This is a genomic window from Kocuria marina, from assembly GCF_000786655.1.
In the GTDB taxonomy this organism is placed as follows: domain Bacteria; phylum Actinomycetota; class Actinomycetes; order Actinomycetales; family Micrococcaceae; genus Kocuria; species Kocuria marina_A.
The window spans coordinates 132,170-149,045 of the sequence record NZ_JROM01000007.1; the positions used below are offsets into that span (position 1 = coordinate 132,170).

Annotated in this window: 14 protein-coding genes; 7 read left to right on the forward strand and 7 right to left on the reverse strand. The window is 69.9% G+C overall.

Translation table 11 applies throughout. The features are described from left to right. Positions 1-389: 389 nt before the first annotated feature. Positions 390-866: a Fur family transcriptional regulator gene (locus AS25_RS01295; RefSeq protein ID WP_035960107.1), complete on the forward strand. Its 477-nt coding sequence runs from the start codon at positions 390-392 to the stop codon at positions 864-866. 113 nt (positions 867-979) lie between these two features. On the opposite strand, the gene AS25_RS01300 is transcribed toward AS25_RS01295, so the two are convergent. Then, complete coding sequence (locus AS25_RS01300; protein ID WP_035960114.1) at positions 980-2,344, reverse strand: SseB family protein; 1,365 nt, start codon at positions 2,342-2,344, stop codon at positions 980-982. Between the two features lie 267 nt (positions 2,345-2,611). On the opposite strand from AS25_RS01300, the gene AS25_RS01305 reads away from it, so the two are divergent. Next, positions 2,612-4,045, forward strand: a complete 1,434-nt coding sequence (locus tag AS25_RS01305; protein WP_035960119.1) for a DUF6882 domain-containing protein — start codon at positions 2,612-2,614, stop codon at positions 4,043-4,045. A 41-nt stretch (positions 4,046-4,086) separates the two neighbouring features. Then, positions 4,087-5,025, forward strand: coding sequence for an EamA family transporter RarD (gene rarD / locus AS25_RS01310; RefSeq protein ID WP_035960126.1), 939 nt, complete (start codon positions 4,087-4,089; stop codon positions 5,023-5,025). A gap of 113 nt (positions 5,026-5,138) precedes the next feature. Here rarD and AS25_RS01315 read toward each other — a convergent pair whose 3' ends face one another. The 4 genes from AS25_RS01315 to AS25_RS01330 form a co-directional block, all read right to left on the reverse strand. After that, positions 5,139-5,357 carry a methionine/alanine import family NSS transporter small subunit gene (locus tag AS25_RS01315; RefSeq protein ID WP_035960133.1) on the reverse strand — a complete coding sequence of 73 codons (219 nt, stop codon included), beginning with the start codon at positions 5,355-5,357 and terminating at the stop codon, positions 5,139-5,141. Next, positions 5,354-7,135, reverse strand: coding sequence for a sodium-dependent transporter (locus tag AS25_RS01320; protein WP_035960139.1), 1,782 nt, complete (start codon positions 7,133-7,135; stop codon positions 5,354-5,356). The genes AS25_RS01315 and AS25_RS01320 overlap by 4 nt, the downstream gene beginning before the upstream one ends. A 95-nt stretch (positions 7,136-7,230) precedes the next feature. After that, positions 7,231-8,193: a polyprenyl synthetase family protein gene (locus tag AS25_RS01325; RefSeq protein ID WP_084117939.1), complete on the reverse strand. Its 963-nt coding sequence runs from the start codon at positions 8,191-8,193 to the stop codon at positions 7,231-7,233. A gap of 109 nt (positions 8,194-8,302) precedes the next feature. Further along, positions 8,303-9,574, reverse strand: coding sequence for a geranylgeranyl reductase family protein (locus tag AS25_RS01330; protein WP_035960147.1), 1,272 nt, complete (start codon positions 9,572-9,574; stop codon positions 8,303-8,305). Positions 9,575-9,889: 315 nt separating this feature from the next. Here AS25_RS01330 and AS25_RS01335 point away from each other — a divergent pair, with 315 nt between their 5' ends. The 4 genes from AS25_RS01335 to AS25_RS01350 all read left to right on the forward strand — a co-directional run bounded on the left by AS25_RS01335 (position 9,890) and on the right by AS25_RS01350 (position 14,003). Beyond that, positions 9,890-11,314 carry an isochorismate synthase gene (locus AS25_RS01335; protein ID WP_035960154.1) on the forward strand — a complete coding sequence of 475 codons (1,425 nt, stop codon included), beginning with the start codon at positions 9,890-9,892 and terminating at the stop codon, positions 11,312-11,314. Between the two features lie 84 nt (positions 11,315-11,398). Further along, entirely contained in the window at positions 11,399-12,163 is a 765-nt protein-coding gene (locus tag AS25_RS01340) for an ABC transporter substrate-binding protein (RefSeq protein ID WP_035960164.1), read from the forward strand. Between the two features lie 91 nt (positions 12,164-12,254). Then, positions 12,255-13,049, forward strand: coding sequence for an amino acid ABC transporter permease (locus AS25_RS01345; RefSeq protein ID WP_035960171.1), 795 nt, complete (start codon positions 12,255-12,257; stop codon positions 13,047-13,049). Positions 13,050-13,256: 207 nt separating this feature from the next. Beyond that, positions 13,257-14,003, forward strand: a complete 747-nt coding sequence (locus AS25_RS01350) for an amino acid ABC transporter ATP-binding protein (RefSeq protein ID WP_035960483.1) — start codon at positions 13,257-13,259, stop codon at positions 14,001-14,003. Between the two features lie 320 nt (positions 14,004-14,323). Here AS25_RS01350 and AS25_RS01355 read toward each other — a convergent pair whose 3' ends face one another. Both AS25_RS01355 and AS25_RS01360 read right to left on the reverse strand, forming a co-directional pair. After that, a complete protein-coding gene (locus AS25_RS01355) occupies positions 14,324-15,703 on the reverse strand; it encodes an MFS transporter (protein WP_052160607.1) in 1,380 nt (459 codons plus the stop codon). 330 nt (positions 15,704-16,033) lie between these two features. Continuing rightward, the gene (locus AS25_RS01360; protein WP_035960177.1) at positions 16,034-16,780 is read right to left on the reverse strand and encodes an SDR family oxidoreductase; all 747 of its coding nucleotides are present in this window, start codon (positions 16,778-16,780) and stop codon (positions 16,034-16,036) included. Positions 16,781-16,876 lie beyond the last annotated feature (96 nt).

The following is a 16,876-nucleotide window of genomic DNA, read 5'->3' on the forward strand; positions in this document are numbered from 1 at the left end:
TCTCACCCGCCGCGTGCCGCGCGATGTGTCCCCGTGGTGATCGCGGCACCGGTTCGCCGGTCCCAGAGCGATCGGACCGTCCGGGATCCCGCGCAGCCCGCGCGGGATCCACTACGTAGACGCACGGGATCGGAAATCATGACGCGATAGTCGAAAACTTTTTTCGTGGGTCCCGTCACGGGTGACGACGCCGCTGCGGGCGGCCTTCCGCGCGCCCGGTCCGGACCGCGACGGCCCCACGCGGCGGGCGGGCCGCGAGCGGACCACGGCGGTGACCCCGGGCTGCGGGCGGGGACGGACACGTCGGCGGGGACAGCGGCGTCGGCAGCACGGGAGCGCCGTAACCACAACTATTGTGAGTGGCTCAGAATAAGAATAGAATGGGCCCCATGGAGACCACCGTTCAGGCTGCACCGCACCCGTCGCGGGATGCGTGGACCTCGCATCTGCGCTCGCACGGGCGCAGGGTCACCAAACAACGTCTTGCCGTGTTGGATGCCGTGTCCGCGGTTCCGCACGCCACCGCCGAGGACACCGTGCAGCAGGTCCGCTCCGTGCTGCCCAACATGTCCGTCCAGTCCGTCTACGTGGTCCTCGCGGACCTCGCGGCGATCGGGATGGTGTCCAAGTTCGAGCCGCCCGGATCCCCCGCGCGCTACGAGATCCGCACCGGGGACAACCATCACCACGCGTACTGCGTGCGCTGCGGAGTGGTCCAGGACGTGCCGTGCGCCGTGGGCCATGCCCCGTGCCTCATGCCGTCCCAGGACCACGGCTTCGAGCTGTTGGCCGCGGAGGTCGTCTACCGGGGCGTGTGCCCCCGCTGCCAGGAGGAGCTCGCGGCTAGCACCTCCGAGGCCCGCTGAGCCACGCTCTGACAGCACCCCTCTGATACGCCGCCTGACACGGGCCCTTCGGCACGCCCCCAGGGCGCGGAGGCGGCGGACCGGATGCACCGGGAATCCGACCCGCCGAACCCTCAGCCGCGAGGTTGCGAGGTACCGCCCTGTTCGCGCTGCGTGACGAGCTCCAGCATCTCCCGCAGCTGCGCCGTGGGCAGGGTGGCCACGGGGGCCATCGCGTTGAGGCAGATGGCCGCGGCACCCGATTCGAGCGCGAACTCCAGGATCTTGCGGGACGGGGCCGAGCGCACCGTGAGCGCCGGGTCCAGGGCCGCCACCTCCGCCGCGGACGTGAAGACCAGCAGGGTGTCCGGTGCGGCGCCCTCATCGGAAGGTTGGACCATGACCGGGATCGCGTTCTCCCCCTCGTCCCGGGTGCCGAGCATGAGGTGGCCGTTCGGGTTGAGCAGGGCCCCCAGGACGTCCGCCATGGCGTTGTCCAGCAGCGCTTGCTTGAGTGCTTCGTTGTGGGGTGAGCGGCCCACCCACTCGATCTGCTGGCGGGGGATCCGCAGGGCGTGTTCGGACGCCGGGTCCACCACGATCTCGTCGTACTGGGTGTCCTGCACGACCATCTCGATCATCGCGCTCGCGCGCTGGCGCAGCAGGACGGGTTCGGCTAGATCCGGGTTCTTGTTGCTGCGGGTGAACATCTCGCGGGCCTGCTCGGCGGTCGTATACACGGCCAGTGCGCGCCCGCCGTCGGGCTGGGCGACCGTCTGGACCCGGATGTGGGACTGCGGCCCCACGGGCTGACCGTCCTCCCCCTGGACCAGGTCCGATCCGGAGATGTCCAGCAGCACGGTCCCGGCCAATGCCTCGCGCAGGGCCCCGGCCAGGGTCCGCTCCCCGGGTTCGCGGGTGAACGCTTCTGCCGCCGCGCGCAACCGGGGGTGCACGTCCCCGTGGGAGTCGTCCTCGGAGGTCGGCGCGAACGGCAGCTCGACCCCCGCCTCGTCGGCCAGTTCCAGGGCCCACAACGGCGTGCGCTCCTGGGTGCGCGGGAACTCGGTCAGTTGTGCCAGCACGTCCCGGCCCGTGTAGGCACCCTCGTCCGCGTAGGGGCGGGGCAGCTCCCGGAAGTTGTAGGACGCGCTCGTGTGCAGCGTGGGCTCGGGCCACCCGCTCGCGGCGATGCTCACGGACGCGGTGAACCAGCTCCCCCGCCCGGGCACCGCGCAGCTGCGCTGCAGTTGCGCGATCGTCTCCAGCACCGGGCTGTCCTGCTTGATGGGCCCTGCCGCCCCGGGAATCACGGAGCCGTCCCGGTTCTCCACCACCCGCAGGTGGACCCGCCCGTCCTGGGGCTTGAAATCCACGAGCATGATGTCCCAGCCCGGTTCCGTGCGCAGGACGGACATCACCCACTCGCCCACCCGTGCCACGAGTTCACGCTCACCGGGTGCGGGGGTCGTCGATTCGGGCCGGGGTTCAGAGGTCATGGTGTGGTGTCCCTTCGACCCGTGAGCCACGGGTCCGCTCGCTGCGAGATCGCGCGATCTCCCCCGGTCACTGCCGGGCGCCGCGCGTCCCCAGCCTAACGAACCGCTCGCGTGCGAGGTCCCGACACGGTCGCGGGGTACGACGTCGCTCGGTGCGGCCGCGGCGTCGTCGTCGGGTACGTGCCGCGGGCGGATACAGGGGCCCCACAGGCAACGACGTGCCGTCCGGCGCGCGCTGGCGTCCGCGCCAGTTGTTAGCCTGGACCCATGACGAAAACTTTGCAGGAGTTGATCGACGCGTCGATCTTCCTTTCCACCGAATACCAGGCAGTGCTGGCGGAACTGTCCCAGGGTGCGGATTGGGACGTGGACTTTTCCGCGCCGTCGTTCACCCTGCAAACCACGCCTCCCGTCACCCTGACCCCCTACCTGCTGGGCACCGAATCGGCGTCCCGCGGGTCCTTCGTGTGGTCGTGGCAGGAGCTCGGGCACTTCAACCCGCGCGTGGTCTCCGCCGCCGTGCAGGCCAAGCAGGCCGGTGAGCGCCACGAGGTCTCCGAGCTGACCACGGACGAGCTGCCCCTCGAGGACGGTCTGGCCCGCCGGCTGACCCTGGCCGCCAAGGCCGTCACGGGTCTCTACGCCCACTACCCCGCGCGCGCCGGTGGCAACATCACGGCGTGGCTGCTGCTGGACGGCCCCGAGTTCGAGCTGCCCCGACTCACGGAGCAGCGCATGATGCAGGTCATCGGGGAGTCCCTGACCACGGACACCGCCGTGGACCACAACCTCGCCGTGGCCAGCTACGCCAAGCTGCGCGGCGCCCACGTCGAATGGGACACGGACGCCACCTGCGTGGTCACCGTGCACGACGGCGCCCAGCGCTTCTGGTTCGACGACCACCAGATCACGGGCGTGGAACCCGCCGAGCCCTCCGTGGGCGAGGACGAACTGCGCGAGCTCGAACACCAGGCGCAGACCCACCGCGAGGCACTGCTCGAGGACCGCCGTGCCGCGGTGGCCCAGGCCGAGCAGCTCGGTGAGCAGCAGCGCGTCGAGTCCGCCGAGCGCAAGCGGCGCGAGCGCGAAGAGGCGGCCGCGGTGGCGTCGTCCGCGTCCGAGCGGGAGGAGCCGCTGCCCAGCGAGCTGTCCCGCGAGGAGATCGAGGCACCCGAGCCCGAGCAGCCCGAGGGGGACGTGGCCGTTCCCGCGAGCGAGGTGCGGGACCCGGACCGCCCGTTCGACCAGGAGCCCACCTCCGGTCCCGCCGAGCCGGGTCGCGTGGAGACCACGGTGCTGCCCGGTCACTCCGGGGACGCGGCCACCGCCGGCCCGCAGGCCTCCCCGCACCCCAACACCACGGCCATGTCCCGGATCCCGGACCCCGAGTTCGCCGCGGCCCAGCCCGGGCTGCAGGACGAGGACGTCGTGCGGGACACGCGCGAACCCGTTGCGGCGGAACCGGCCGAACCCGCGGCGGAACAGCCCGTCCTGCGGGACGTCTCCGAGGACACCGTGGCCCGCGAGCAGGCCGAGCGGGAGACGGTGGTCGCCCGCGAGACGGTCGCCGGCCCCGGCGCTGCCGAGGACGACATCTCCGCCCCCGCCGTGGTGGACGGCCAGGAGGTCGAGACCAACGAGCAGGCGGAGAAGAAGGGTAAGAAGAAGCGTGGTTTCCTGAGCCGTTTCTTCGACCTCTGATCGCGAACCGACGCGGCGGTCACCGGGGATAGGATCGGACGGTGACTGACAACGCGACCTCCGGCCCGGGCCCCCACCAGCAGAAGAGGGCCCGGGCCGGTTTCGGCTACGGGTTCGCCGCGTACGGGATCTGGGGGTTGCTGCCCCTGTACTTCGTGGTCCTGGCCCCGGCCACGGCGTACGAGATCGTGGCCCTGCGCATCGTCTTCTCCCTGGTGGTCTGTCTGCTGATGCTGGCCGTGACCCGCTCCGTGGGCCGGTTCATCCGGTTGTTCCGGGACGGCTCGGCAGTGCTCGCGCTCACGGTGGCCGGTGTGCTGATCGCCGGGAACTGGTTGCTGTACACGGTCGCCACGACCACGGGCCACACCCTCGAGGCGTCCCTGGGGTACTTCATCAACCCGCTCGTGGCCATCCTGCTGGGTGTCCTGGTGCTGCACGAGAAGCTGCGCCCGCTGCAGTGGACCGCGATCGCCGTGGGCGCGCTGGCCGTGGTGATCATGGCCGTGTTCTACGGCGCGGTGCCGTGGCTCTCCCTGGGCCTCGCGTTCACGTTCGGCTTCTACGGCCTGGTCAAGTCCCGCGTGGGCTCACGCTATCCGGCGCTGATCACCCTCACCGGGGAGACCGCCATGATCACGCCGCTCGCGCTCGTGGCGGTCGCGCTGCTGGGCGCCCAGGGACAGATCACCCTGACCTCCGAGGGCACCGGCCATTTCCTGTTGCTGCTGTCCTCCGGTGTGATCACCGCGGTGCCCCTCCTGCTGTTCGGCGCGGCCGCCGCACGGCTGCCCCTGAGCACCGTGGGCATGCTGCAGTACATCGCACCGATCGGCCAGTTCATCCTGGCAGTCCTGATCTTCCACGAGGAGATGCCCCCGGAGCGCTGGGTCGGTTTCGGCCTCGTGTGGCTCGCCGTGGTGCTGCTCGTGCTCGACGCCGTCCGCGCACCCCGCGCGCCCCGTCTCCCCCGCCGCTGAGCGCACGCCCCGCGCTACCGACGCCGCGCGGTCCGGGTCCCGGGTTCTGAGTCCCGGAACGAGAAAAGGCCACCCCTGACCAGGGGTGGCCTTCTCTCATGGGACCGTGTGAATCAGATCCGCGACTCGGGGGCCGCGCTGGCGTTCACCCGGGATCCCGGGTCACCGTCGGTGGCCGCGCGGTGCGCGGCGTCCTCACGGGAGCCCTCCGACGGGGTGTCGAGCTCGTCGACCTCCTCGGGCGAGCGCTTGATGTTGATAAGGGCGAGCAGCAGGCCACCCCACACGGTGACCATGGCCACGATCATCATGACGACGGAAATGGTGCTCATGAGAGTTCTCCTTCCGAGCGGCGGGACTGGACCTGCGCGGACGACCGGCCCGCGGCGTCGCCGACCGGGTCGGTGTGACCCGATCCGGCGTGCGCCCACGGGGCCTGACGCTGGACCACGGTCCCGTCCTCGATGGCGCGCAGGGAGAAGTCCTGGCCCAGTGCGGGGGTGCGGGTCGCGGTGTCCTGGTAGTGGGACAGGGGCTTGTGACGCGCGAGGGTCCCGCGGTCCACATAGGCGTCCTGGATGGCGGGAGCGGGGCTCGTGAAGGCCTCCGCGGTGCGCCGGGACCAGGGCAGCCCGGACAGCAGGTAGGCGATGACGATCAGGGCCACGGCCATCCCCCACCCGAACGTGTTCACGAACCACTGGGGCATGTCGTTGTAGCCCTGGGACACGGTCTCGGTGAGCTGGTCGATCAGGATGTAGCCCAGGATCACCGGGGTCACACCGCCCACCATGATCATCCACGTGCGCCCGAGCTTGAAGGATGAGACCGAGTTGATGTGGTCACGCAGCGTGGGCAGCGCCGAGAAGCCCGCGGTGAGCAACAGCACGGACACCAGGGCCGCGGCCACGATGCCGAAGTTGTTGACGAACGCGTCCACGACGTCCAGCAGGTTCAACCCCGTGGTCGTGGGGAAGAACAGCAGGGAGATCGCGGCGAGCGGGATGACCACGAGGGCCACGGCCGCGGGGCGCGAGAGTCCGAGCTTGTCGCGGAAACCGGCCACGATGACCTCCACGATGGAGATCAGGGACGTGAACCCGGCGAACGCCAGGGCACCGAAGAACAGCACACCGATCAGCGTGCCGAACGGGGCCTGGGAGATGATGGCCGGGAAGGCGATGAACGCGAGACCGATCCCGGACGTCGCGACGTCGGCGACTCCCGTGCCGGAGGCCGAGGCCATGAAGCCGAGTGCTGCGAACACACCGATACCGGCGAGGATCTCGAAGGAGGAGTTCGCGAAACCGACCACGAGCGCGGAGCCGGAGAGGTCCGAGCGGGGCTTGAGGTAGGACGCGTAGGTGACCATGATGCCGAAGCCCACGGAGAGGGAGAAGAAGATCTGCCCGTAGGCCGCGACCCACACGGAGGAATCACCCAGTGCGGACCAGGACGGGGTGAACAGGGCGTCCAGACCCGCGGCGGCACCCGGCAGGGTCAGGGCCATGCCCACCATGATCAGGAACATGACCACGAGCAGCGGGATCAACACCACGTTGATCTTCCCGATCCCGTTCTGCACGCCCATCATCAGCACGATCAGCAGCACGAGCCACGCGATGGCCGTGGCGATGAACACCGGCCAGATGAAGTCGAAGCCGATCGTGACCTCGTCCGAGACCCGCATGTAGTCGCTCATGAAGAAGGTCGCGGGATCGTCCCCCCACGCCTTGCTGAACGAGAACACGGTGTACTGCATGGCCCATCCGATGATCAGGGCGTAGTACACGGCGATCACCACGCAGATGGCCAGCTGCCACCACCCGATGGTCTCGAGCTTGGGGTGCAACCGCCGGAAGGACAGCGGGGCGGACCCGCGGTAGCGGTGACCCACCGCGTAGTCGAGCATGAGCAGCGGGATACCGGCGGTCAGCAGGGCCACCAGGTAGGGGATGATGAAGGCGCCGCCGCCGTTGTCGAACGCGACGTACGGGAACCGCCAGATGTTGCCGAGCCCCACGGCGGAGCCGATGGCGGCGAAGATGAACATGGTGCGCCCGGAAAATGCTTCCTTCGCGGCGCGACCACGTGTCGTGTCTGTGGACATGGATGAACCTCACGCGGGACGAATCCCATCGGCGCGCACGCGGAAGCCCTCGTGGCGCGCAAGTGGATTACGGATGCGCCAAGCTTACTGAGAACTCAGCCCCTGCGATGCACCACGCCGTGCGCGAATTCGATCAGTGCCGCTTTGGCCACGGAATCGTCGAGCGGTTCGAGGGCCGCGATGGCCTCGTCCGCCCAGTCGTTGGCGATCTGCCACGCCTCCGCAGCCGCGGGGTGCTCGGACACGGCCTCGACGGCGCGGGCCAGGGCGGCGTCGTCGGACAGGTCCCCGTCCACGAGCTCGAGCGGCTCGCGCGCGAAGGCCGCGGCGGCCGGGTCGGAGCCGGCGGCGTCGCGGCGCAACAGCAGGACCGGGAGGGTGTCCACGCCCTCGCGCAGATCCGTACCGCGTGTCTTGCCGGAGACGTCCGGGTGGCCGGTGAGGTCGATGATGTCGTCCGCGAGCTGGAACGCGAGTCCTACCTTCTCGCCGTAGACGACCATGAGATCCACCACGGAGCGGGGCGCCCCGCCCAGCAGCGCACCGTACTGACCGCTCGCGGCGATCAACGAACCGGTCTTGCCGGAGAGCACCTTGATGTAGTGGGCCACGGGGTCCTCGTCCGGGGCGGGACCGGTGGTCTCCTGCAGCTGCCCGATCACCAGGCGCTCGAACGTGGTGGCCTGGATCATGAGGGGTTCCTGGCCCAGGGCGGAGACCATGGCGGAGGCCCGCGCGAAGATCATGTCCCCGGTGAGGATGGCCACGGTGTTGCCCCACACCGTGTGCGCGGTCTGCACGCCCCGGCGCATGGGAGCGGAGTCCATGACGTCGTCGTGGTAGAGGGAGGCCAGGTGGGTCAGTTCCACGACCACGGCAGCCTCGATGACCTCGTCCGTGACCTCACCGGCCACTTCCGCGGCGAGCAGCGTGAGCAGGGGCCGCACCCGTTTGCCGCCGGCGTCGAGCAGATGCCGGGCCGTGACGTCCGCGATCCGGTCCGCGGAGTGCACCGACTCTGCCAGCCGCTGCTCAATCCGATCGAGGCTGCGCAGCATGAGCGGGCCCAGGTGGGAGTCCTGGGCGATGAGCTCGAACCCTTCGGGCAAGCGCAGGGAGTCATTCGGGCGGCTGGGGTCAGTCACGATCCACCACTCTATCGACAATTCAGCTCGCGGGGGTCAGTGCGTCCAGCACCGCGATCGCGCGATCGGTCACAGTCCGGGCGGGCCGGTCCGACAGCTCCGTCATGACCCGCACCGCGAAGCGCATCATGGCCGGGACGCTCATCCCCGCCCGCAGGGCCGCGGTGAGGATCGCCGGGTGGCCGATGAGCTCGGCGAGCGCCCGGCCCTGCGTGAAGTGGGCCCCCCATTCGGCGCGCACGAGCTGCGGGTAGCGGGCCAGCGCGTTCTCCCGTTGCTGGGGCCCGTTGGCACCCGCGGCGTCCACGATGCATGACGCCGCGAACAGTGCGGACTCCATGGCGTTGGAGATCCCCTCCCCGTTGAACGGGGACACCAGCCCCGCGGAGTCCCCGAGCAGCATGAGCCCGGGAACGTAGTGCGGGGTGCGGTTGCCGGCCATGGGCAGCGCGGCCGAACCCACCCGGCCCACCTGGTGCTCCGGGTCGAAGGTCCACTCGGCGGGCATGGACGCGGCCCAGTCGCGCAGCACCGCGCGGTAGTCGAGCTTGCCGAACGCGGGTGAGGTGTCCAGGATGCCCAGGCCCACGTTCGCGGTGCCGTCCCCCACGCCGAAGACCCAGCCGTAGCCGGGCAGCAGGGAGCGCTCGGGGTCCGTGCCGTCCGCGAGTTCGAGCCACCCCTCCATCCAATCGAGCTCCGAACGCGGGGAACGGTAGTACGTGCGCACGGCCACGCCCATGGGCCGATCCGTGCGCCGGTGCAGGCCCGCGGCCACGGCGGTGCGGGTCGAGTTGCCGTCCGCGGCGAGCACGAGGTCCGCGCGGTGCTCCTCCGTCTCGGAGGTGCGTCGACCGGTCGCCGGGTCCATCACGGCGGCCTGCACGCCCACGATCCGCCCGGTGTCGTCGCGCAGCACGTCCCGCACCGTGCGGTGTTCGATCACGTGCGCACCGGCGCGCCGGGCGTGCCGCACGAGGTCCTCGTCGAAACCCGCGCGCGTGCGCACGAGTCCGTAGGACGGGAAATCGGTCAGTTCGGGCCACGCGACCTCCACGGTGCGCCCGGACGCCACGAGTCGCAGTCCCTTGTTGGCCTTGTAGCCCTCCGCGGCGCCGTGCGGCAGGCCCATGAGCTGCATCTGACGCACGGCCCGCGGCGTGAGCCCGTCCCCGCACACCTTCTCCCGCGGGTAGCCGCTCTTCTCGAGCACGGTCACCGCGATCCCCTGGCTCGCCAACCAGTACGCCGCCGTGGCACCGGCGGGGCCTCCCCCGCTGATCAAGACCTTCACTGCGCCGCGGCCCTCCGCTTCCTGTGCTCACGCTGCGCCCACCGGCTGGGCGCGCATCCCGCCCATTGTGTCATCGCCCGCCGACGCCGCTGTCCCCGCCCTCCGCGCTGCGCCCACCACGCGCGGTGCCCGCCCTTGCCGTCCCACGCGCTGCGCCCACCCGTGCGGTCCCACCAGTGGTGTCCGTTGTGACTGTCCCACCCGAGGTGCTCGCGGTGACCATCCTGCCCGCGGGCGCGGCAGGAAGCCGGGCCGGTCCCGGTCCCACCCGTCCGACACCGCCGCGCCCACGCGCGCGTCCTATGCTTGAGGGCGATGACACCCGAGTTCCCCGCGCCCCGCCTGAGTGCGCTCACACTTCCCCTGTCCGAGGTTCCCGCGGCCGCGGAGTTCGCCCTCGACCCGGACGTCCGGCGGTTGCTGGGCAGCGCGGACCCGGCCACGTGGATCATGCGCGGCAAGGGACTCGTGGGCCTCGGTCGCGTGGCGGCCTACCGCGTGCGGGGCGGAACCCGGTTCACGTCCGCGCGCGTGTGGTGGGACGAGCTGCGCCAGGACGCGACCGTGCGTGATGCCGTGCGGCGCCCCGGCACCGGTTTGCTGGCCTTCGGGGCGTTCGCGTTCGCGCCGTCCTCCACGGTGGACTCCGGGCTCATGGTCCCCGAGCTCGTGGCCGGCACCGACGCCCACGGCGCGTGGCTCACCCTGATCTCCACCGCACCGTCCGAACCCACGGTCGACGACGTCGACGCCGCGTGGCGGCGTCTCGCGCGAACCGCACCCGCGGTGGCGGGGCCCGAGGAACCGGGCGCAGCGGCGTCGTCGTACCCCACGGCCGTGCCCGGGACCCTGGACGAACAGCGCTGGATGGAGGCCGTCGCGGACGGCGTGGGGATGATCCGCGCCGGGGAGCTCGACAAGCTCGTGCTCGCGCGGGACGTGGTCGTGGACACCGGGCGGCCCATCGAACTCGGTGCGGTGCTGGGGCGGTTGAGCGAACGCTTCGCCACGTGCTGGACGTACTGCGTGCGCCTGGGCCCGGAGCAGGAAGGTCCCGAGCAGGAGGGCCCGGACGACGGGGAGGGTGCGGGCCGGTTGCTCGGCGCGACCCCCGAGATGCTCATCCGGGTGCACCGCGGCACCGCCACGGCCCGTGTGCTCGCCGGGACCCTGGACCGCCAGGACCTGCCGGACGGCGCCAACCCCGAGGACTTCGCGGGTACCGAGCTGGGCGGGTCCGAGAAGCAACAGCGCGAACACCGCTTCGCCGTGGACTCCCTGATCACGGGGCTGTCCCCGTACGCGGACGAGGTCTCCGGCGGCGAGCACCCCTTCATCCTGGCGCTGCCGAACGTGTGGCACCTCGCGTCGGACGTCACCGCGCAATTGCGTGCGGGCGTGGACGGGACCCTGCCCTCGGCGCTCGAACTCGCGGAGGCCGTCCACCCGACCGCCGCGGTGTGCGGGACGCCCACCGAGACCGCCGGGGCCGTGATCGAGGACCTCGAACGCATGGACCGCGGGCTCTACGCCGGTCCCGTGGGCTGGCTCGACGGCGCGGGTAACGGCGAGTGGGGCATCGCCCTGCGCGGCGCCGTGCAGCTGGACGCGCACCGGGCGCGCGTGAGCGCCGGCTGCGGGATCGTGGCCGAATCCGATCCGCGCGCCGAGCTCGCCGAGACGTGGGCGAAACTGCGCCCCATGCTCGAGTCCCTGCCCGCACGGTGGGACCGGGAGTAGAGGGATTCCGGGCCGATCCGGGCACCCCGTAGTAAAATCGCCACGAGTTTCACCCGGAACCCCACATCTCCCCGAGGAGCACACATGTCAACCCTGCGCCGACTCGTTCCCGCGCTCGCCGTCCTCTCCGCCGCAGGCTTGGCACTGACCGGTTGTGAATCGACCTCCGGCGGGTCCCAGGCCGGTGGCTCCGACACGTTCACCGTCTGCACCAACTCCCCCTACCCGCCGTTCGAGTTCGAGAAGGACGGCAAGATCGTGGGCTTCGACATGTCCCTGGGGGACGAGATCGCCAAGGACCTGGGCCGGGAGAAGAACGTGGTGCAGGCCAACTTCGAGACCCTCGAGTCCGGTGCGGCGCTGGACACCGACCAGTGCGACGCCGCCATTTCCGGGATCACCATCACGGACGCCCGCAAGCAGTCCGTGGACTTCTCCAAGCCGTACTTCAACGATCAGATCGCCCTGCTGACCACCAAGGATTCCGGGATCCGCGGCTTCGACTCCGTGGGGGACAAGACCGTGGGCGTACAGCAGGCCACCTCCGGTGAGCAGTTCGCCAAGGACAAGCACCTGAAGACCCAGCAGTTCGAGGACGTGGAGCTCATGTTCCAGTCCCTCGAGTCCGGTGGCGTGCAGGCCGTGTCCGGGAACATCTCCACGCTGTCCAAGCGCGCGAAGGACAACCCGGACCTCGAGGTCGTGCAGACCGTGGACACCAACGAGAACCTGGGCGTGGCCGTGAAGAAGGGCAACACCGAGATCCTCGACTCCGTGAACAAGACCCTGGACCGCATCACGAGAGACGGCACCATGGACAAGATGAAGAAGGAGTGGATGGGCCTGTAGGCTCCACTCCCCGAGAACAGGACATCCGTGCCGGGCGGTGTGACACCGCCCGGCACGCACATGTGGGCAACCCACGGACAGGGAGACATCCATGGCCATGACCACCCGGCAGCGCGCCAAGCTGTCGCGGGGCATCCAGTACGCCGTACTCGTCGTCGTACTGATCGCACTCGTGTTCCTCGCGGACTGGAACGTGCTCTACCAGCGCGTGTTCAACCCCGAGGTCGCACTGAACCAGTTCCCCGGGATCATCACCGTGGCGCTGAAGAACACCCTGATCTACACGGTCCTGGGCTTCGTGGTGGGCCTGACCCTGGGTGTGGTCCTCGCGCTCATGAAGCTCTCCTCCGTGGCGCCCTACCGGTGGATCGCGACCCTCTACATCGAGTTCTTCCGCGGTGTGCCCGCGCTGCTCGTGTTCCTGGCCCTGGGCTACGGCATCCCCCTGGCCTTCGGCTTCCGCTTCAACCATTACGTGACCGTGATGATCGCGCTCGGCGTGGTCGCCGCCGCGTACATCGCAGAGTCCCTCCGCGCAGGTCTGCAGGCGGTGCCCCCGGGGCAGTACGAGGCCGCCCGCTCCCTGGGCATGTCCCACACCCGCGCCATGGTCACGATCGTGATCCCCCAGGCCCTGCGCATCGTCCTGCCGCCGCTGACCAACGAGGTCATCCTGCTGACCAAGGACTCCTCCCTGGTCTACCTGCTGGGCATGGGCGTGCAGCAGTACGAACTCACCAAGTTCGGCCGCGAAGGCATCTCCGACGCCGGCGCCGGGCTGACCCCGCTCGTCGTGGCCGGCATCTGCTACCTGATCATCACCGTGCCGCTGGGGCTTCTGTCCCGCCACTTCGAAACCAAGACCGACCGGGTCAAGAAGTCCTAGGAGCTCCCAGTGTCCACTTCCGCAGCCTCCCCCGATCCCGCATCCTCCCACCCCTCGGCGAGCCCCGGGGCGGATCCCGCGCGGGGTTCCCAGCGCGACGCCGCTTCCGGTCCGGGCCGTTCCGCTGCCCCGTCCCCCGGGGCCTCTCGCGTATCCTCCGACGACGCCGCTGCCGCATCCGACCGGGGCCGCTCCGGTTCCGCCGCGGTGCACGTGCGCGACCTGCACAAGTCCTACGGGGACCTCGAGGTGCTGCGCGGGATCGACCTGGACGTGGCCAAGGGCGAAGTGGTGTGTCTGATCGGGCCCTCCGGTTCCGGTAAGTCCACCCTATTGCGCTGCCTCAACCTCCTGGAGTCCCCGCAGTCCGGGACCATTTCCGTGGGCGGGTTCACCGTCACGGACCCGGATCTGGACGTGGACGCCATGCGCCGCCGCGTGGGCATGGTGTTCCAGCAGTTCAACCTGTTCCCCCACCTGAGCGTGCTCGAGAACTGCACGGTGTCCCAGGTCAAGGTGCTCAAGCGCTCCAAGGACGAGGCCAAGCGCATCGCCCTGGCGAATCTGGAACGCGTGGGCCTGGAGGCCAAGGCCGGCCAGCGGCCCACCCAGCTCTCCGGTGGTCAGCAGCAGCGCGTGGCGATCGCCCGGGCGCTGTCCATGGATCCCGATCTGATGTTGTTCGACGAACCCACCTCCGCTCTCGACCCTGAGACCGTGGGTGACGTCCTCGCGATCATGCGCCAGCTCGCGGACGACGGGATGACCATGCTCGTGGTGACCCACGAGATGTCCTTCGCACGCGACGTCGCCGACCGCGTGGTGTTCATGGACGGCGGCGTGGTCGTGGAACAGGGCCCCGCCCGCGAGGTCATCGGCTCACCCCAGCACGAGCGCACCCGCACGTTCCTCTCCCGGGTCCTCAACCCCACCACGGTGGACACCCCGGAGTAATCCGCCCGCCGACTCCCGTGAGACGGGGCCCCGCCCCCGTTCACGGGCAACTCCCGGGCACATGAAAGCCATCCGCGAACTTCCGGGCACGTCAAAGCCACTTGCAAATTCCTGGGCACGCCTGAACCTCTTTCGTCTCCCGGTCATGGCCTGGACGTGACTGGGATGTCGGCCGTGGCCTCAACGTGCCTGGAATGTCGGAGGGCGGTCGGAAGTTGACTCGGGTGCGCACACGACGACGGCGCCGCTGTTCGGGAAGAACAGCGGCGCCGTCGTGGTGGAGCAGGGATGCCGAGCGGGTGCCCGGCCGGATCGGTGGATCAGACGCGATCCGTGACGGGGATGTCGGTGGCGGATGCCGGGATGTCCTGGGTCTCGAGGATCTCCTCGGCCTTGGCCTTGGCCTGCTCCACCGTGCGCTGACGCGGCACGAGGATGGTCACGAGCGCACCGAACAGGGCCACGGCACCGAAGATGTAGAACGCGGTGGCACCGCCCAGGTTGGCGGCCAGGAGCCACCCGCCGATGAGCGGGCCGAAGATCCCGCCCAGGCGGCCGAAGCCGGAGCCCCAGGCCACGCCGGCGGCGCGGGCGTTGGTCGTGTAGTAGTTGGACGTGAAGCCGTAGATCAGCACCTGGGTGCCCAGGGTGCCCACACCGGCGATCGCGATGAAGGTGAACAGCACCGGCAGCGGGAACGCGAAGGTCATGAGCGCCAGGGTGATGGCCGCGAGCACGAACGTGGTGGCCACGATGCGCTGCGGGCCCGAACGGTCCGCGAGCTTGGAGGCGAGCATGCCGCCGATCACCGCGCCCGAGTTGAGCACCAGCAGGAAGGTCAGCGAGTAGGTCTTGCCGTAGCCGTAACCCTCCATGATCTTGGGCAGCCACGTGTTCAGACCGTAGGTCAGCAGCAGACCGGAGAAGGACATGAAGCCCAGCAGGATCGCACCCGTACGGAACTGGGAGGAGAACACGGCGGCGAAGCCGGTCTTCTCCTTCACGGCGCCGGTGCGCTGCATGATGACTTCCTCGACCAGGGGCACACCCGTGCGGGCGGCGATGGCCTCGGCCTCGGCGCGGCGGCCGCGGGAGAGCAACCAGCGCGGGGACTCGGGCAGCTTGAACAGCGCGATGGGCAGCAGGAACACGATGGGCAGGGCACCGATCATGAACAGTCCGCGCCAGCCAATGGGCTCGAGCAGCAGGATGCCCAGGAACGCGGCCAGCACACCGCCGGCGGGGATGCCGGAGTAGACGATCGCGTTGTAGAAGTTGCGACGACCGGCGGGAGCGAACTCCGCGATCGTGGCGCCGGCGGTGGCCAGGATGGCACCGAGCCCGATGCCGGTGAGGAAGCGCAGGGCCCCGAAGGCGAACACCGAGGTGGACAGCGCGGTGAAGAACATGCCGATGGAGAACCACGCGATCCCGATGAGGATCAGGCGACGCCGCCCGAAGTAGTCACCCACGGCACCGCACGTGAGCGCGCCCATGAGCGCGTACGAACCCAGGGTTCCCGCGACGGCCGGGGTGAGCTGACCGATCTGGGAGGGGTCGTTCATCAGCGTGGTGAGCACGGTGCCGTAAATGGTCAGGTCGTAGCCGTCGAAGATCAGTGCGGTGCACGCGATCGCCGCGACCCACGCCGCGGTCCTCGCCTCTTTACGAGTGTCCTCGGCAACAAGCGTGTTGCTCATGGGGTGGTCCTCTCGGTGGATGAAGGTCAAGCGGAGGGCCGTGATGCCCGATCGAGCACCGACGTGGCGCTCATTGCTCGACCTCCATCCTGACCGAGAGTGTGACCCATGGCACCGGGGGCAACCCCTGGGTTTTACCAGGGGTGCATCTTTCCCGGATTATGAATGAATCGGCCTGATTGAAACACACAACCTATGTTTAGGACGCCTATTCACCGGCGATCACGGTGGTCCCGGCGGGGTCAGCCGGCATCCCCCGTGGCGCGCATCCCGCGCGCCCACCCGATCACGACGGCCTGAGCGGCCACCACGGCAGCCGGTGAGCCCCGGTCAGCCCCGGTTCACCATCCCGGAGGGCCGCACCGAGATCACCTCGACCTGCGAATCCCGCGTGGCGTCCACGGCCGTGCGCACCGCCGCGGCGATCTGCTCGGGGCGGATCCAGTCCTCGGGGTGGTACTCGTTGCCCATGTAGGCCTGCAGTTCCTCCTGCATGTCGGTGGCCACGCGGCCCGGGTGCACCGAGCTCACGCGCACGCCGTTCTCCCGCTCTTCCTCACGCAGCGCGTCGGTCAGGGCGCGCAGGGCGAACTTGGTCCCGGAGTACAGCGCCGCCGACGGACCCGAGGTGAACCCCGAACCCGAGTTGATGGCCACGACGTCACCGCCGGCCACGCGCAGCTGGGGCAGGGTCAGCCGGGTCAGCTGGGCCACGGAGATTACGTTGACGTCGAAGATCCGCTCCCACTGCTCCCGCGTCGCCTCTTCCACCCGCGCTTGCGGTGCGATCCCGGCCGAGTGCACCAGCACGTTCAGCCCCTCGAACTCGTCCCGCAGGGGTTCCCACGCCGCGGCGACCTGCTCGTCCGAGCTCACGTCCGCGGTGAACGCCCGGGTCCCCGGACCCAGCCCGGCGAGTTCGTCGCGGACCCGCTGGACGTCGTCGGCGGAACGTCCACCCACGAAGACGATGTGGTCCCGCGCGAGGTCCTGCGCGATGGCCCGGCCGATGCCGCGGGTGGCGCCCGTGACGAGCGCGGTGCGAACGGTGGTCGTGTGAGTGCTCTGCTCAGTCATGACGCCATGCTAACGAGCGCACCGGACACCGTGGGCGGCGCATACGGCCGCGGACGGCCCGGGCAAGTACGCACGGCGCACGGTGGGAAACAGGCG

Excerpts from the sequence above, each read along its gene's own strand:
- AS25_RS01340 (WP_035960164.1), top strand. The coding sequence starts at position 11,399 with ATGTCAACCCTGCGCCGACTCGTTCCCGCGCTCGCCGTCCTCTCCGCC.
- AS25_RS01320 (WP_035960139.1), bottom strand. The coding sequence starts at position 7,135 with ATGTCCACAGACACGACACGTGGTCGCGCCGCGAAGGAAGCATTTTCC.
- AS25_RS01325 (WP_084117939.1), bottom strand. The coding sequence starts at position 8,193 with ATGCTGCGCAGCCTCGATCGGATTGAGCAGCGGCTGGCAGAGTCGGTG.
- AS25_RS01345 (WP_035960171.1), top strand. The coding sequence starts at position 12,255 with ATGGCCATGACCACCCGGCAGCGCGCCAAGCTGTCGCGGGGCATCCAG.
- AS25_RS01295 (WP_035960107.1), top strand. The coding sequence starts at position 390 with ATGGAGACCACCGTTCAGGCTGCACCGCACCCGTCGCGGGATGCGTGG.
- AS25_RS01355 (WP_052160607.1), bottom strand. The coding sequence starts at position 15,703 with ATGAGCAACACGCTTGTTGCCGAGGACACTCGTAAAGAGGCGAGGACC.
- AS25_RS01360 (WP_035960177.1), bottom strand. The coding sequence starts at position 16,780 with ATGACTGAGCAGAGCACTCACACGACCACCGTTCGCACCGCGCTCGTC.
- AS25_RS01305 (WP_035960119.1), top strand. The coding sequence starts at position 2,612 with ATGACGAAAACTTTGCAGGAGTTGATCGACGCGTCGATCTTCCTTTCC.
- AS25_RS01300 (WP_035960114.1), bottom strand. The coding sequence starts at position 2,344 with ATGACCTCTGAACCCCGGCCCGAATCGACGACCCCCGCACCCGGTGAG.
- AS25_RS01335 (WP_035960154.1), top strand. The coding sequence starts at position 9,890 with ATGACACCCGAGTTCCCCGCGCCCCGCCTGAGTGCGCTCACACTTCCC.
- AS25_RS01315 (WP_035960133.1), bottom strand. The coding sequence starts at position 5,357 with ATGAGCACCATTTCCGTCGTCATGATGATCGTGGCCATGGTCACCGTG.